General features: G+C 47.6%; 15 protein-coding genes. 5 read left to right on the top strand and 10 right to left on the bottom strand.

Features of this window, described 5'->3' with window-relative positions; all coding sequences use genetic code 11:
- The first annotated feature begins 98 nt into the window (after positions 1–98).
- The 4 genes from ACXAGX_RS09955 to galE all read left to right on the top strand — a co-directional run bounded on the left by ACXAGX_RS09955 (position 99) and on the right by galE (position 4,189).
- Positions 99–1,079: a KpsE/RkpR family capsule polysaccharide export protein gene (locus ACXAGX_RS09955; protein WP_474838042.1), complete on the top strand. Its 981-nt coding sequence runs from the start codon at positions 99–101 to the stop codon at positions 1,077–1,079.
- Between the two features lie 207 nt (positions 1,080–1,286).
- Positions 1,287–2,792 (top strand): peptide MFS transporter, encoded by a 1,506-nt coding sequence (locus ACXAGX_RS09960; protein WP_474838115.1) that lies wholly within the window; start codon positions 1,287–1,289, stop codon positions 2,790–2,792.
- Between the two features lie 78 nt (positions 2,793–2,870).
- A complete protein-coding gene (locus ACXAGX_RS09965; protein WP_474838044.1) occupies positions 2,871–3,173 on the top strand; it encodes a DUF6170 family protein in 303 nt (100 codons plus the stop codon).
- Positions 3,170–4,189, top strand: coding sequence for a UDP-glucose 4-epimerase GalE (gene galE / locus ACXAGX_RS09970; RefSeq protein ID WP_474838046.1), 1,020 nt, complete (start codon positions 3,170–3,172; stop codon positions 4,187–4,189). Before ACXAGX_RS09965 ends, galE begins: the two co-directional genes overlap by 4 nt.
- A 104-nt stretch (positions 4,190–4,293) precedes the next feature.
- Here the strand turns inward: galE and ACXAGX_RS09975 are convergent, their stop codons facing one another.
- From ACXAGX_RS09975 to ccmA, 10 genes are read right to left on the bottom strand one after another with little or no spacing between them, the layout of a single operon-like run.
- Positions 4,294–5,115, bottom strand: a complete 822-nt coding sequence (locus tag ACXAGX_RS09975) for an MlaA family lipoprotein (protein ID WP_474838117.1) — start codon at positions 5,113–5,115, stop codon at positions 4,294–4,296.
- Positions 5,116–5,120: 5 nt separating this feature from the next.
- Positions 5,121–6,371 (bottom strand): c-type cytochrome biogenesis protein CcmI, encoded by a 1,251-nt coding sequence (gene ccmI / locus ACXAGX_RS09980; protein ID WP_474838048.1) that lies wholly within the window; start codon positions 6,369–6,371, stop codon positions 5,121–5,123.
- Entirely contained in the window at positions 6,368–6,811 is a 444-nt protein-coding gene (locus ACXAGX_RS09985; protein WP_474838050.1) for a cytochrome c-type biogenesis protein, read from the bottom strand. Before ACXAGX_RS09985 ends, ccmI begins: the two co-directional genes overlap by 4 nt.
- Positions 6,811–7,413 (bottom strand): redoxin family protein, encoded by a 603-nt coding sequence (locus ACXAGX_RS09990; protein ID WP_474838052.1) that lies wholly within the window; start codon positions 7,411–7,413, stop codon positions 6,811–6,813. The genes ACXAGX_RS09985 and ACXAGX_RS09990 overlap by 1 nt, the downstream gene beginning before the upstream one ends.
- A complete protein-coding gene (locus ACXAGX_RS09995) occupies positions 7,410–9,407 on the bottom strand; it encodes a heme lyase CcmF/NrfE family subunit (protein ID WP_474838054.1) in 1,998 nt (665 codons plus the stop codon). The genes ACXAGX_RS09990 and ACXAGX_RS09995 overlap by 4 nt, the downstream gene beginning before the upstream one ends.
- 2 nt (positions 9,408–9,409) lie before the next feature.
- Entirely contained in the window at positions 9,410–9,874 is a 465-nt protein-coding gene (gene ccmE, locus ACXAGX_RS10000; RefSeq protein ID WP_474838056.1) for a cytochrome c maturation protein CcmE, read from the bottom strand.
- Position 9,875: 1 nt separating this feature from the next.
- Positions 9,876–10,106 carry a heme exporter protein CcmD gene (gene ccmD / locus ACXAGX_RS10005; protein ID WP_474838057.1) on the bottom strand — a complete coding sequence of 77 codons (231 nt, stop codon included), beginning with the start codon at positions 10,104–10,106 and terminating at the stop codon, positions 9,876–9,878.
- Positions 10,096–10,851, bottom strand: a complete 756-nt coding sequence (locus ACXAGX_RS10010; protein ID WP_474838058.1) for a heme ABC transporter permease — start codon at positions 10,849–10,851, stop codon at positions 10,096–10,098. The genes ccmD and ACXAGX_RS10010 overlap by 11 nt, the downstream gene beginning before the upstream one ends.
- Positions 10,851–11,507 carry a heme exporter protein CcmB gene (gene ccmB / locus ACXAGX_RS10015; RefSeq protein ID WP_474818384.1) on the bottom strand — a complete coding sequence of 219 codons (657 nt, stop codon included), beginning with the start codon at positions 11,505–11,507 and terminating at the stop codon, positions 10,851–10,853. The genes ACXAGX_RS10010 and ccmB overlap by 1 nt, the downstream gene beginning before the upstream one ends.
- Positions 11,508–11,515: 8 nt before the next feature.
- Positions 11,516–12,136, bottom strand: coding sequence for a cytochrome c biogenesis heme-transporting ATPase CcmA (gene ccmA / locus ACXAGX_RS10020; RefSeq protein WP_474838059.1), 621 nt, complete (start codon positions 12,134–12,136; stop codon positions 11,516–11,518).
- 196 nt (positions 12,137–12,332) lie between these two features.
- Between ccmA and fliK the strand changes: the two genes are divergently transcribed.
- Positions 12,333–14,426, top strand: a complete 2,094-nt coding sequence (gene fliK / locus ACXAGX_RS10025; RefSeq protein ID WP_474838061.1) for a flagellar hook-length control protein FliK — start codon at positions 12,333–12,335, stop codon at positions 14,424–14,426.
- Positions 14,427–14,437: the final 11 nt, after the last annotated feature.

Genomic DNA, 14,437 nt, shown 5'->3' on the forward strand with positions numbered 1-14,437 from the left:
TTAAGAATAACAAGGTGATATTCATTATTTCTCCATGGCTTATATATGCCATATACCTTGTTATTTTTGCAGCACCTCAGTATGAAAGCGCTAGTAAGTTGATCGTAAAATCAACCGATGGAACGAGCGCTTTCGATCCAACATCTCTGTTTGGTGGTTCTATTACAGGTGTAGCAGGCTCTAATGATAGTCAAATAATTGAAGCTTATATTCAGTCAAACGACATGCTCAACTATCTCGAAGACAGTCTGAATATAAGTGAGCATTTTTCATCGGGTGAGGGTGACTTTTTTAGCAGTTTGCCAAGCAACCACTCTAGATATGATTTTCTCAATTATTACCAGAGTCATATTTCTGTCGAGGTTGACTCCACCTCCTCAGTAATTAGCCTCAACGTGCGTGCCTTTACCCCTGACTTTGCCCAACAGATGAACAATGCAATCATCGAACGTGCTGAAAACTTTCTGAATGAAATAAATAATAATCTGGCGAAATCGAAGATGACTTTCGCCCAAGGCGAGCATCAGATCGTTGAAGATAAACTTCAAAAGGCCAAACAAGATATTCTGGCGTTCCAGTCTGAATACAACGTTCTCGATCCTACCGCCGAGGGCGCGGTGAGTCAGCAGATTGCATTTTCCATGCAATCAACCTTGGCGCAAAAGCGTGCCGAATTGAACACATTAGAAACCATGATGTCGCCGAATGCATCCGAGGTTATTAGCCTCAAGCGTCAAATCTCAGCCATCGAAGAGCAGATGAACGAACAACGTGAAAATCTGAGCAAGCAAACCGGGCAGCAATCGCTCTCGGTAACCCAGCAGATGGCGCAGTACAGCAACCTGCAAATTCAGCTGCAACTGGCTATTCAGGCATTTTCATCATCCCTGGTATCGCTAGAGAACGCTCGTGTTGAAGCGTATCAGCAATTGCAACACCTTGTGACCATTGAATCCCCTACACTGCCAGATGACAATGCCTATCCTAAAATTGTCTATAATCTGGTGCTTTTCGGCGTCATTCTGCTTATCGTTTACGGTACTGTGCGTATCGTTATCGCGACCATCAAAGAGCTATAATCGGCCAAACGGGCTAGAACCACCCTGCGTTTCAGCCCGTTTATAGACTAATTATTTTCCCAATCCATTCTGTTGTGTATAGTGAATGGATTGGGTGCTAAAACCCATCACGCGTAGCGCTTTAGCCAGGCTTAAACACGTTTATGCAGACAAGGCAGGCTGCGCGATAACTATAACAATCAGTAAAAATGGAACGATATTGTGACAATAAAAACATCTAACGATTCCAGTTTCTTCGGCCATCCAGGGGGCTTGCAGACACTGTTTTTCACAGAAATGTGGGAGCGCATGAGTTACTACGGTATGCGTGCTCTTCTTGTTCTTTTCATGACAGCCAGTGTTCAAAAAGAAGGTCTTGAGTTCACTGTGGCAACCGCCGGCGCTATTTACGGCCTCTATACCGGTGCGGTTTATTTTCTTGGCTTGCCGGGCGGCTGGTTGGCCGACCGTCTTTTAGGCGGTAAACGCGCAGTTTGGTACGGTGGTTTAATTATCTTCGCAGGACACGTTGTTCTGGCCATCGATTTACAAAACCTGTTCTTTGTTGGTCTCATTTTGGTTGCAAGCGGAACGGGTCTACTTAAACCCAATATTTCAGCCATGGTAGGTCAGCAGTATGGCGACAACGATGCCCGTCGAGACAGTGGCTACGCCCTGTATTATATGGGGATTAACTTAGGCTCATTGATCGCTTATCTGGTCACCGGTTATCTGCAGGAAGGTTGGGGCTGGGACTACGCTTTCGGCGCTGCCGCTGTCGGTATGGCCCTGGGTCTGATTCAGTATCATTTCACTAATGGCTCTCTGGCTGGAGCATCGGTAGAGCCCGCAAACCCGTTTATCGGCGAAGCAAAGCGCAAAGCGTGGATGGCAGTAGCCGCTGTTATTGCTATATGTGCAGTGGTTATCGTGCTTGCTCACACAGGTACCATCGTTATTGAGCCGGTATCATTGGCACAGAAAGTTGCTATCTTCTTTACTCTGGTATTCTTCCTGTATTTTGGTTACATCTACTTTAAGGGTAATCTTAATGAGGATGAAAAGCGCAGAATGTGGGCGTTGTTACTGGTGTGTATTGCATCGGCCTGCTTCTGGTCTGGCTTTGAACAAGCTGGCTCATCATTGAACTTGTTTGCGCAGAATTACACAGACCGTGCACTGTCATCGAGCTGGTTTGGCATGGATAGCATCCCTACCGTTTGGTTCCAACTGTCTAATGCATTATTCATTATTGTTCTTTCCCCGTTTTTCGCAGCGCTCTGGATTAACCTCTCTAAGCGCATGATCGACCCTTCCTACACCATCAAAACAGCCATAGGTATTGTTTTCATGGCATCAGGTTTCCTGGTTATGTTCCTAGCATCACAGTATGCTGCGCAGGGCTTGAAAGTTGCTCCTATGTGGTTGGTGACGACTTACTTCCTTCACACTGTAGGTGAGCTTTGCTTAAGCCCGGTTGCGTTGAGCGCTGTTAGTAAGCTTTCTCCAAAACGTTTTGCGGGTCAGATGATGGGTGTATTTGTACTGACGTACTCTATCGGTAACATTATTGCCGGCCTGCTTTCGGGGAATTTCGATCCTGAAAATGTTGAAACGCTGCCTGCACTTTACATGCAAATTGCACTGTTCAGCATCGGTATTGCCATCGTGATTGCACTGCTCAGCTTTAAATCACGCCACTGGGAAAAATCAGGTTTGTCAGAAAAGGCATAATCGGGTTTTCACCTGCTAAGCAATCCCATACAATAACCGCCATAACTCATTTGTTAAGGCGGTTTTTTTGTAGCTGCTATGAAAATATTCTTTTCCACTCGCAGTATTCCCGCATTGGCTACCCGCTCGCTTTCAGAGCGAGTCCGGATTATGGAGAATGCAGCCAAATGTCTCACCACGCCTGAGAAAACACTTCTCAATTTATTAAAATTGCTCGTTATTGTGCCTGTATTCGTATTGATCATCAGAACAGCAAATGACTGGCATTCCCTGCTTTGGGCGTTAGTGGTATTTCTGTTGTACCCACTTATTGTGAAACCCATTCAATATTCGTTGTGTGCCAAGTATGTGCCACAAATTTTATCAAAGGAGCGACAATGAAAACTATCCTGGTTACTGGCGGTGCGGGATATATAGGAAGTCATACCGTATTGCAGTTGTTAGAGCAGAGCTATGACGTGGTTGTGCTGGATAATCTGGCAAACTCGAGTGCAGAATCATTAAGACGTGTGGAGTCTATCACTGGAAAGTCCGTAACATTCGTGCAGGGCGATATTCGTGATACTACCGTGTTGGACAGTATATTCAGTGAACACAAGATTGATTCCGTTATCCACTTTGCTGGCCTTAAAGCTGTCGGCGAGTCGGTGCAAAAGCCACTGGAATACTACGAAAACAACATGTACGGCACGCTGACACTGTGCAAAGCGATGCGCCAACACAATGTGAAGAATATCGTATTCAGTTCATCTGCAACGGTCTACGGCGACCCTGTTGCCCTGCCTTTGCACGAGAAAATGGCTACCGGTCATCCCACAAATCCTTACGGCATGTCGAAACTCATGGTCGAGCACATGCTTACCGATCTCTATGCCTCTGATGAAGAGTGGAACATCGTTTTGCTTCGCTACTTTAATCCGGTTGGCGCCCATGAATCAGGTTTAATTGGCGAAGATCCTAACGGTATCCCAAATAACTTAATGCCTTATATTTCTCAGGTAGCTACCGGTAAATTAGAGCAGCTAAGTGTATTTGGCGACGACTACGATACTGAAGATGGTACGGGCGTTCGTGATTACATTCACGTTGTCGATTTAGCAGCCGGTCACCTAAAAGCGCTAGACCGACTCGATCTCAACATGGGTCTCGACGTTTACAACCTTGGAACCGGGCAAGGTTATTCTGTGTTGGAAATGATTAAAGCGTTTGAACAAGCGTCTGGCCAAACAGTAAACTATAAGATTGCACCGCGTCGTGGCGGCGATGTGGCAGCCTGCTACGCCGACCCGACATTAGCCGCCCAAGAGTTAAACTGGAACGCTGGAAAAACCCTCGAAGATATGTGTCAGGACGTATGGCACTGGCAATCTAAGAACCCGAAGGGCTACAACGCTTAACGTTCAATGCGCGTTTGGGGCTGTTCGGCTCACATACCTCTCGAACAATAAAAAAGGCGAAGCTTGTTCAGCTTCGCCTTTTTCGTATATAAATTTAAGCAGCTTTATTCATTACTGCTGTCGGTTTCATCTTCCTGAACGTCACTTTCGTCAAGCATCATCTGGAATTGTTCGAACTCATCGAGCTCTTCTTGCTCAATGACCTTTTCGCCACTCTTGCCATCAGTCACCCGATATTCCAGATTCTGGAAGTAGGCATTTTTAACAAAGGAATACGGGTCTAGCGATTGCTCCAACTGCCCTTCCTGATCGATCAGCGCTGCCCGTCCTTCCAATGCTGTAACCGCAAAGCGCACCACATTGTAGGTACCGGTTAGCACCGTCATCGGATAATAGACGTTATCGACCACCCGCCCGGTTAGGGTACGCGGATCGTTTGGTCCCAGCACCGGCACCATCATATAAGGGCCTGTATCGACGCCCCAACGGCCGAGCACTTCACCAAAATTTTCACGCTGGCGTGCAATCCCCATCTTTTCAGCCACATCAATGGTGCCGAGAAGGCCGACTGTTGAGTTAATAATAAAGCGAGCCAGGCTATCCAAGCCTTCGTCGACTTTACCCTGGAAAAAGTTATTGAACATATTACCTGGCTCTTCCAGGTTATTGGTGGCATTTAATAAACCGGTTCTAGCGAATTGCGGCATAACCGTGACGTAACTAATGGTGACGGGACGCAGGATATACTGGTCTAGCACTTCCCAGTTAAAGTTCCAGGCAACGCGGTTTAACGGCTCCAGAGGGTCTTTCGGATCGCCCTCAGGGATTTGCTGCTGTTCAGCCTGTTCGGTTGCAGCTTGTTTACTGGCACAACCAGACAATAGAGAAACGCCTACCATAAGACCGGCAAGCAGGATTTTCGACATATTTGTCACTTCAGTTCCTTGTTGATTTGTATTGCAATGGGGAGCACTTCGCCCGATTTTACCGGTGCCGATAATACCCCCAGAAGATCTCCTGCTGCAGGCATGACATCATCATCGGAAGAAATTCGCGCTGTAAGTTTCGCCTGAGTTAATGATGCCACTGTATAGGCAGGCATCATGGCATTATCAGTCGTTAACGACAAAGATACAGGGAAATTTTGTAACGGCATTTTAACCACCGCCGCAGGCATCCGATTTTCGCTTAAATTATCCTGGGCGTAAACAATCAGATATCCCGTTTCAGGTAGTATCGACCGCATTTCATCACTCACGGTAATTGCTATATCAAAACCGGTTCGGGCTGCACTTTCAGACGGCGCTGATGCATCCTGCTGCTGCGCCTCCAGTTCGGCTATACGCTGTGCGATTCCGATTCGGGTTTCATTTTGCGGTGGCAGTTTATTTTCAATCTTGGCGAAATAAAGACGGGTATTAGGCAGGTCACCCAACCGCGCAGACACCACTGCCATCATCAGTGCCAGGTTATCATTGTCCGGATTTTCATTGTTCAGCGCACCCAGTACTGACTGCGCCAACGTCAGCCGCTGAGCATTCTCAGTTACCATAAGCGCCTGAGCGTAGGTAATACGAATGGTGGTATCTTCGGGTTTAATCGACAGGGCTTTTTCGATGGCTTGAATCGCCTGGTCATCCTCACCCACAGACATCCACAAGCGCCCGAGATACATCCAGCCTGTGGCATCTTCGGGTTCATCACGTAAGCGCTGACGAATGGCATAGGCAAGGCTAGTGATATCCTGGGCAGTAAAATTCTGCCCATTTCCAGACGCCAATTTTTCACTCAGTTCAGGTAAAGATTCAATGGCAGTGGTGGCCTGTTCCACCTGCTGGAGATGATTCACTGATGAATATACAACCCCAGCGACAACAAACGCGATAACGGCTCCCAAAGCAAGTGGCAGTGCGGCGTTGCGATGGCTTACCTGCTTTTCTGCCACGGCCTCATCCACCAACGCGAGTTTTAATTCATCACTGGCTTTTTGTTTATCAGACTCAGAAATTAATCCTTCTCGGGCTTCTCTATCGAGTTCAGCGAGACGCTGTTTAACAATCGAAATATTTGATGCTACATCTCGTTGAGTAACTTGTCTGCGACGAAGCCAAGGCGTTGCCACTAGAACAATAACCAACGTTATGAGGCCTGACGCTGTCAGCCAAAATTCCGCCCAACTCATGATTTATCCTGCTTTAACATTGCTTCAGCCTGTTTCAACTTCGCATCCTGATCGGACAAGGGCGCTTTGGAAGGTCTGCGCATTACCAGAAATAGCACCGCAAAGATGAAAGCCAGTGGCAAAGCCCAAAGCCATATAGTCGCCGCTGTGACGGGTGGCTTGTAATACACAAAATCGCCGTAGCGATCCTTCATGTAAGTAATGATTTCTTCTTCAGACTTGCCTTGCTTTAGTAGGGTATACACTTTTCGACGCATATCATGGGCAATCATGGCATCAGAATCAGCAATGTTCTGATTCTGGCACATGGGACACCGAAGCTCTGCCGTCAGTTTTAAAAACACCACGCGCTGCTCTGGGTCATCAAACCCATAGTTGTCCTCGACTGCGAGAACACTCACTGAAACGAGGGCCAATAGGACGAACATCCAGTTACGCATCAACGACTCCCTGCTACGTTTGTCTGTTGCTCTGCCACGAGCTGGTCATACAGCGGCCCAATTTTGTTCTCCCACACCCTGGGGTTAATGTCGCCGATATGATGCATTCGAACCACACCACGACTATCGATAAGGAAATGTTCCGGCGCGCCAGTGACCCCAAGGTCTAATGAAGTATCGCGATATACGTCAAAAATATTATATTGGTAAGGGTTACCGTAACGGCTAAGCATGCTGGTCACTTCCTCTTGTACCCGGGTCAAGGTTTTGGTGCCGAAATCCGGGTCAAGATCCTGATCGAAATACAGACCAACAAAGTTAACTTTCTGCTCTTCTTTCAATTTAGTTAGATAAGGCATCTCAACCGCGCAAGTTACGCACCAAACGCCCCATACATTTAGAATGGTCACTTCGCCTTTAAACACATCCTGCGTGTAAGTTACATCAGGCTGCATTAAATCTGGTAGCGAGAATGCCGGTACTTGCTTGTCCTTAACTTGAGAATCTAACTCTCGGGGATCAGAAAACAATCCTTGGAATAAAAACACCACAAGCACTAAAAAAATACCCAATGGTATTAAGAAAAAACCGATTTTTTTCATCCCTGTTCTCCAACAACGTCAATGGATGTGCGAGCCAGAATACGTTTCGCTGACGCAATCTTCGCCATGCGATAGCGACGGTCAGACACTGAACAGATGCCGCCCAAGGCCATGATAACCGCGCCTGCCCAAATCCAGGTCACAAAGGGCTTAATATAAATACGCACAGCCCAGGCTCCATCGTCTAGTGGTTCGCCCATTGCAATGAACAAATCCCGGAACACCGTTGAGTGTATGCCGGCTTCCGTCATCGGCATCCGCTGCACGGTATACATGCGCTTTTCAGGTTCAAGATGTACCAGCTTTTCTCCGTCGACATACACATCAAACACGCCAACATCAGCCGTGTAGTTCGGCCCCTGGAAGTCCTTCAGTTCATTAAACTTAAAGGTGTAGCCACCCAGATTCGCTGTTTCACCCGGTGCCATTCTCACATCCCGCTCCAGTGCGTAATTGGATACTAACGTGATCCCAATAATCGTAACGGCAAAGCCCAGGTGCCCCAACACCATTCCCCAGTGGCTTGGTGTTAGCTTTCGTAAACGAGTTAATAGCGATGCATCAGGCATTGAATCGATACGCTGCAATACTTCCCATATTGAAGAGATTAAGATCCACGCCGCTAATACTAATCCCATCGCCGCCAGATACGTTGGCGTATCGTAGGTAAAATTAATTAGCACTCCGGCACTGATACTTAACCCCAGCGCAATTAGCAACTGCTTCTGCAGTGCACTGGCAGACTGTTGTTTCCAGCGAGTAACGGGTCCTAGCCCAAGAATAAGCACAAAAGGGACAATCAAGACGGTGAACATTTGATTAAAGAACGGCGCACCAATGGAAATAGAGCCGAGGCCCAATTCTTTATGTACCAATGGCAGAATAGTACCGAGAAATACCACCAGTGTGGCGGCACATAAAAATACATTATTTCCCATCAGTAAAACTTCGCGGGAAAACATGCTATACCGACCTGGCGAGTTTAGTTGCGATGCCCGCAATGCATACAGCAACAACCCGGAACCTGATAACGCCACCAGGATGCCAAGAATAAACAGGCCCCGCGATGGGTCACTGGCAAACGAATGCACAGAAACAATCACCCCAGAGCGAACTAAGAAGGTACCCAGCAAACTAAGTGAGAATGCGGCAATCGCCAGTAACACCGTCCAGGATTTAAATACTTTACGTTTTTCAGTCACTGCCAGTGAATGCATCAGTGCAGTACCTACCAACCAGGGCATGAAAGAGGCATTTTCTACCGGGTCCCAAAACCACCAGCCCCCCCAACCTAATTCGTAATACGCCCACCAACTTCCCAGCGCAATACCAACGGTGAGAAATCCCCAGGCAGCAATGACCCAAGGACGCGACCAGCGAGCCCAGGTTGAATCCATTTGTCCGGAAATAAGTGCAGAGATTGCAAAAGCAAAAGAAACCGAAAAACCCACGTACCCCATGTAAAGCATAGGCGGGTGGATAATCATGCCGAAATCTTGCAACAGCGGGTTCAAGTCACGGCCATCAACAGGAAAGAAAGGCAACATGCTGTCGAAAGGGTTAGAGGTAAGCAGCATGAACAGATAGAAACCGATGCCAACTAAACCGAGTACTGACAGTACCCGGGACACCATCTCATCGGGTATACCGCGACTAAACAATGCTACCGCAACGGTCCAGATGGATAGCATTAACACCCAAAGCAGAAACGAGCCTTCATGCCCCCCCCACACGGCAGTGACTTTGTAGTAAACCGGAAGCTGACTATTTGAATGTTGCGCGACATAGGCCACACTGAAATCATCAGTAACAAATGCATAGGTAAGTGCAATGAACGCCATCGCGGTAAACAGGAACATGCCCAATGCCAACGGCTTTGCGGTTCCCATTAAAAAAGAATGATTAGTTTGTGCCCCCCATAGTGGATACACCGCCAACAGAATCGCACTGACCAGGGCCAGAGTTAATGCAATATTACCCAGCTCAGGAACCATAATTAGCCTCCGTTATTCGCAGGCTTCACGTGTTTGATGCCTTTCATCTGCTCGGCCAGTTCCGGCGGCATATATTCTTCGTCATGTTTTGCAAGGACTTCGTGAGCTTCAATCACATTACCCGCCAATAACGTGCCAGTGGCGACAATTCCCTGCCCTTCACGGAACAGATCAGGCAAAATTCCCTGATAGCGCACAGTCACAGCCGGACCGGTATCAACCAGGTCAAAGCTTACGGCGAGACTTTCAGAATCACGGTTAACAGACCCCGGTACAACCATACCACCGATCCGCAGACGCTGGCCGACTTGAGGCTTAACCCCTTCACGACCATCCACAATTTGTGTTGGTGTATAAAACAAGTCGATGCTGTCAGTCAGTGCGAACAACATCAAACCTACTGCGCCCATAACAAGCGCACCAACAAGAGAGACAACCAGTAATCGCTGCTTTCTGCGGGGATTCATCTTATTTACTCCGGTCAGGTTCAGTGGTGTCGTTACGCGCTTGCTGCTGAGCTCGCTGAATACGTAGCTTTCGTTGCTGCTCAGTAACTACCTGTTTTATCAATCGCTTATGCTCACTTGCACTAAAAATGGTAATAAGGGCCATCGCTCCCAACGCGACACCAAAAGAGAGCCAAACATAAAAGGCGTAACCGCCCATGGCCCAGAAGTCAGCCCAAGACTCAAACTGCATCATCAGCCCCCTTCTCTTTTACCAGCAATTGCACCCAAGGTCTGTGCATTTCCCGTCGGATGATTTCATTTTTAAGACGCATGGTGGTGACCAACGCAATAAACAGCGCAAAGCCCAATATATTGAGTAACAATGGCCATAACATTTCGGTAGCGATAGACGGCTTGTCGAATTTGGTAATTGTTGAGCCCTGATGCAGTGTATTCCACCATTCAACCGAATAGTGGATAATGGGAATATTTACTACACCAACCAGTGCCATGACGCCCGCCGCCTTGCCTGCCTGCTGTTTATCTTCAAATGCAGAATACAAAGCGATAACGCCGAAATAGAGAAACAATAAAATGAGCTCTGAAGTGAGTCTTGCATCCCACACCCACCATGCACCCCACATGGGTTTACCCCAGGCTGCACCAGTAAGCAGCGCAATGAAAGTCATCACCGCGCCAACAGGGGCCATGGCAATCATTGCCATATAGGCTGTGCGCCATTGCCACACCATACCCACTAGCGCGGCTATTGCCATTACCACATAAGTACTCATGGACAACATGGCGCTTGGTACATGAATATAAATAATGCGAAAGGAATCACCTTGCTGATAATCCTGAGGTGCATAGGCCAACCCCCAAATTGTACCTACCACCAGACATACCACAGCAGGCAGAGCAAACCACGGCAACAGAGTATTACAAAGCTGATAAGCCCGTTCAGGCTTTGCATAGGGATGTAACCACTTCCACATCAGTTCTGACTCACTTTAAGAGAATATGCGATGGCGGCAGGTGCCAGTGCCATTGCAATCAACAACATAGCGCCAATAATAGCAATTTGCGCACGGTATGGTAGCTGTAGCGCCGCAGCATCCACTGCTGAGGTAGCAAAAATTAATAGAGGAATAAATACCGGAATAAGCAACAGAGCCAGCAGCACACCGCCCCGTTGAATGCCTACAGTCAACCCAACGGCGATGGCGCCAACCAAAGATAAAAGCGGTGTTCCTAACAAAAGTGTAATCACTAATGCGATATACATATCCATTGTGAGGTTGAGGAACATGGCCAATAGCGGCGATAAAACAAGCAGTGGAATAAACGTAACCAGCCAGTGACAGAGCACTTTCATTGCCGCAACAGCATAGAGAGGCAGCCCAGACAGTTGTAATTGTTCTAGGGAACCATCGGCAAAGTCGTCTCGGAATAATCTCTCCATTCCCATTAAGGAGGAAAGAATAGCCGCAATCCAAATAACACCCGGGCCAATTAGCTGTAAGGTATCAGGCCCGGGGCCAACCCCAAGGGGGAAGAGTGTCACCACCATCAGTAAAAACATAAGGGGCTGCACTAGCTCGGCCTTCTGCCTGAAAGCCAACGCTAAATCTCGCTTAAATACACCACCCATCAAGCTATTCAAAACCGGTACTCCAAATCAAAGGAACGCACTGAGCCCGCTCGCTCACTGAGTGCCTGATGGGATGTGGTAAGTACTGCGCCACCGGCGTCTACATGTGATTTCATTTTATCTTCGAGTTGCGCGACGCCTTTCACATCTAAGGCAGTAAAGGGTTCGTCGAGGATCCAGACTTTCCCAGGCTTGAGCCATAAGCGGGACAATGCCACTCGTCGCTGTTGCCCGGCGGATAATGTTCTACACGGCACATCTTCCATGCCTACCAGCCCCAGTTCGCCTAACACATGGTAAAGGTGGTCAAGAGAAGCAGGAACATGATGCTGACGACACCAGAATGCGAGATTATCTATCGCGGAGAGTGCACCATTCACGCCAGGCTTGTGGCCAACATAGATTAAATCCTTGAACCAAAGCTCACCTAACGGCTGCGACTGCCAAGTAATAGTGCCACTTTCAGGTTGACTTAACCCGCAGAGAATTCGTAATAGACTGGTTTTACCGGCGCCGTTGGGCCCACGAAGATACACCAGTTGACCAGACTGCAATGAGAACGACAATCTATCAAACAACACTCTATCGCGTTTAATGCAACTTAGTTCACTGGCCACTAACCCTGACAACCAACACCTCTTTTAAATAATTCGCTGTTTATTTTTGATGTTTGCGACCCAGCATTCTAGCATAGGCAAAAAGGATCACATCCCAACCATTGGCGTATTAAACCTTTTTATGACTTAGTTCAACCTGAAGGAGCATTGACATCGGTGAAAATCACAAAATGCTTGAATTTTTCAAATAGTTGCCGATAAATCTGTCATGAACTTGCAGATAGCTCAACTTTTTTCCGCTGCCAATGCATCGCTCTCTGCCGATGTCGTAAAATCACAACCTGAAATTCTGTCTCAACTCAGTTCAGCTTCGTTGCAACGCACATCGCAGACACAAATGCAGATATCTGCGCCCCAGTTACTTGCTTCAACGCTTTTAACATCAACACCAACCAGCAGCGTCACTGTCGATTCCGCCGCTACCGTTGTAAGTGGTGAGAAGCAGATTACGTTATTCGACATGTTGCCGATTAAGCAAGTTACTCGCCTTACCCAAGCTGATATGCAACGTTTGGTAACAGCTTTAGCTGACGGCATGACATTGGCAGCACTGTCGCAATCGAAGTCTGGTTTCTCACTGACAGGCACAGTTGAAAATATAGCAAATCGTACAGTGAGTCTGAATTTGCAGATGCCAGGCAATCCTGGCGTAAAACTCGTTGTGCCAGACAGTATTGCCAGCCAATTAAAGTCAGGCGATAAAGTGACGTTGAAACTGCAACCAGAGTCGGCACCCAGCTCTTTGGCAAACCAAGTTAAGAATAGCAGCGGGCAGCAATGGAAAGCGACATTAAGCTCCACTGCGTTACCAGAAAAAGAAGCATCATTTACGGTCCCGTCATCCTCACCAAGCGTTAAACTTGCCGTTGCAAAAGTGATCGCAAGCGCGGGGATAACACTTGAACAACCGCTTTCTACTGCATTGCAGAAAAACCTCAACATTTCCCCATCACCATCAAATGGGAAATTGAATACGCCGGTATCTATGCACATTGTAAATGTACAAGTTCGTGGTAACCAACTTGAGGTCCGCGGCACTGAGCTAAAACCCATGTTAAACATTACCTTGCCGAAAAACAGTCCTAAACTTCAGCCTGTAGGTAATGACAGATTAGTCGAGCTTGCAAACCAAAATTCAATACCACGACAAACAGGAAAGCTCTCTTCCATACAAACTAATGTGACAACGCAAAACGTCGCGACACACCCATCACCTTTGTTATCAGCAAAATCAGATACGCTGTCGCCTTCTGTGAAGTTGGCGGATAAGTTATCACCTGTTTTGGGTATATCCGCAGAGGATGTGCCTGTTGTATTGGATAAAGTTCGACAACTTTCACGTCAACTCCTGGCGCAAACCGGTTCAACCAATGAAGCGTTAACAAAGCTTGTTAATGTGCTGCGTAATCCGGGTTTTGATATGCATGCTGAAAGTAAAGCGGTGTCGAAGCATCTGCTAAATCAACTTCTCGCGCTACAACCAGAAACGAAATCAACTGCCACGGCTGGCTTACCACAAATGAATGTTGAACAGGTCAACAGCGATAGTGGAAAAACCGTCGAGAGTCAGGTTCGGCAATTGATTCAGTCTCCGGCTCTGACTAGCACCCCTTCAGCGCTACTTAGTCAACCTGCAGCATCGGGTTTTATCAATGCACTGGTCAGCCTGCTGCAAATCAGCCTCGCTGGTAGGGCCGCCCGCGCCCAACCAGAACTAGCACGCATCATCGACAAAGCTGACTCGGTTTCAGGAAAAACCGTCAGTGCATCAGGAGGCTCAACGTCTACGCCGCAAGCTGGGCGAGTGGCAAATGATTTTGCCCAACTTGATAGTCGGTCAAACCTGCTCGAACAGGTGCGGGCGTTGCTTGCCAACCATCAGCAGCATAAAATGCAGAATGCTGAGTCGCGGCTTCAGGGGCAGGATAGCCTGTTTTATATTTTACCTGTTGCGAATGAAGACCAGCCACCGCCTGAGCTGCATATTCGAGCCGAAGAAAGAGACAGCAGAGACAACACAGCAGAACGAGGAAAACAACGTATTTGGCATCTAACCATGAAACTCAGTGTGGGTGACGCCGGTGAGTTACTAGCCAAAACCAAGATCAATAATGACACCATCGAATTGCGCATTTACACCTCTTCCGATGCTTTACTCACCTCGGTTATCGATACCTTGCCCTACCTGTTACGTAGACTTGAGAGTCAAGGCCTTTCCGTTGAACATCACAGTTGCCAAAGAGGGAAAATACCTAAAACAATGAAAGATATGCCCTATCAGTTGTTTGAGGCACTGGCATGAAGGAGCCTTTT

This window comes from Alteromonas sp. ABV4_515 (genome assembly GCF_056160345.1).

What these genes read in the sequence shown, in the direction of transcription:
- fliK (WP_474838061.1), top strand. Translation starts at nt 12,333, where the DNA reads ATGAACTTGCAGATAGCTCAACTTTTTTCCGCTGCCAATGCATCGCTC.
- ACXAGX_RS09975 (WP_474838117.1), bottom strand. Translation starts at nt 5,115, where the DNA reads ATGTCGAAAATCCTGCTTGCCGGTCTTATGGTAGGCGTTTCTCTATTG.
- ACXAGX_RS09995 (WP_474838054.1), bottom strand. Translation starts at nt 9,407, where the DNA reads ATGGTTCCTGAGCTGGGTAATATTGCATTAACTCTGGCCCTGGTCAGT.
- ACXAGX_RS09985 (WP_474838050.1), bottom strand. Translation starts at nt 6,811, where the DNA reads ATGCGTAACTGGATGTTCGTCCTATTGGCCCTCGTTTCAGTGAGTGTT.
- ACXAGX_RS10010 (WP_474838058.1), bottom strand. Translation starts at nt 10,851, where the DNA reads ATGTGGAAGTGGTTACATCCCTATGCAAAGCCTGAACGGGCTTATCAG.
- ccmE (WP_474838056.1), bottom strand. Translation starts at nt 9,874, where the DNA reads ATGAATCCCCGCAGAAAGCAGCGATTACTGGTTGTCTCTCTTGTTGGT.
- ccmD (WP_474838057.1), bottom strand. Translation starts at nt 10,106, where the DNA reads ATGCAGTTTGAGTCTTGGGCTGACTTCTGGGCCATGGGCGGTTACGCC.
- galE (WP_474838046.1), top strand. Translation starts at nt 3,170, where the DNA reads ATGAAAACTATCCTGGTTACTGGCGGTGCGGGATATATAGGAAGTCAT.
- ACXAGX_RS09990 (WP_474838052.1), bottom strand. Translation starts at nt 7,413, where the DNA reads ATGAAAAAAATCGGTTTTTTCTTAATACCATTGGGTATTTTTTTAGTG.
- ACXAGX_RS09965 (WP_474838044.1), top strand. Translation starts at nt 2,871, where the DNA reads ATGAAAATATTCTTTTCCACTCGCAGTATTCCCGCATTGGCTACCCGC.
- ccmI (WP_474838048.1), bottom strand. Translation starts at nt 6,371, where the DNA reads ATGAGTTGGGCGGAATTTTGGCTGACAGCGTCAGGCCTCATAACGTTG.
- ccmB (WP_474818384.1), bottom strand. Translation starts at nt 11,507, where the DNA reads ATGGGTGGTGTATTTAAGCGAGATTTAGCGTTGGCTTTCAGGCAGAAG.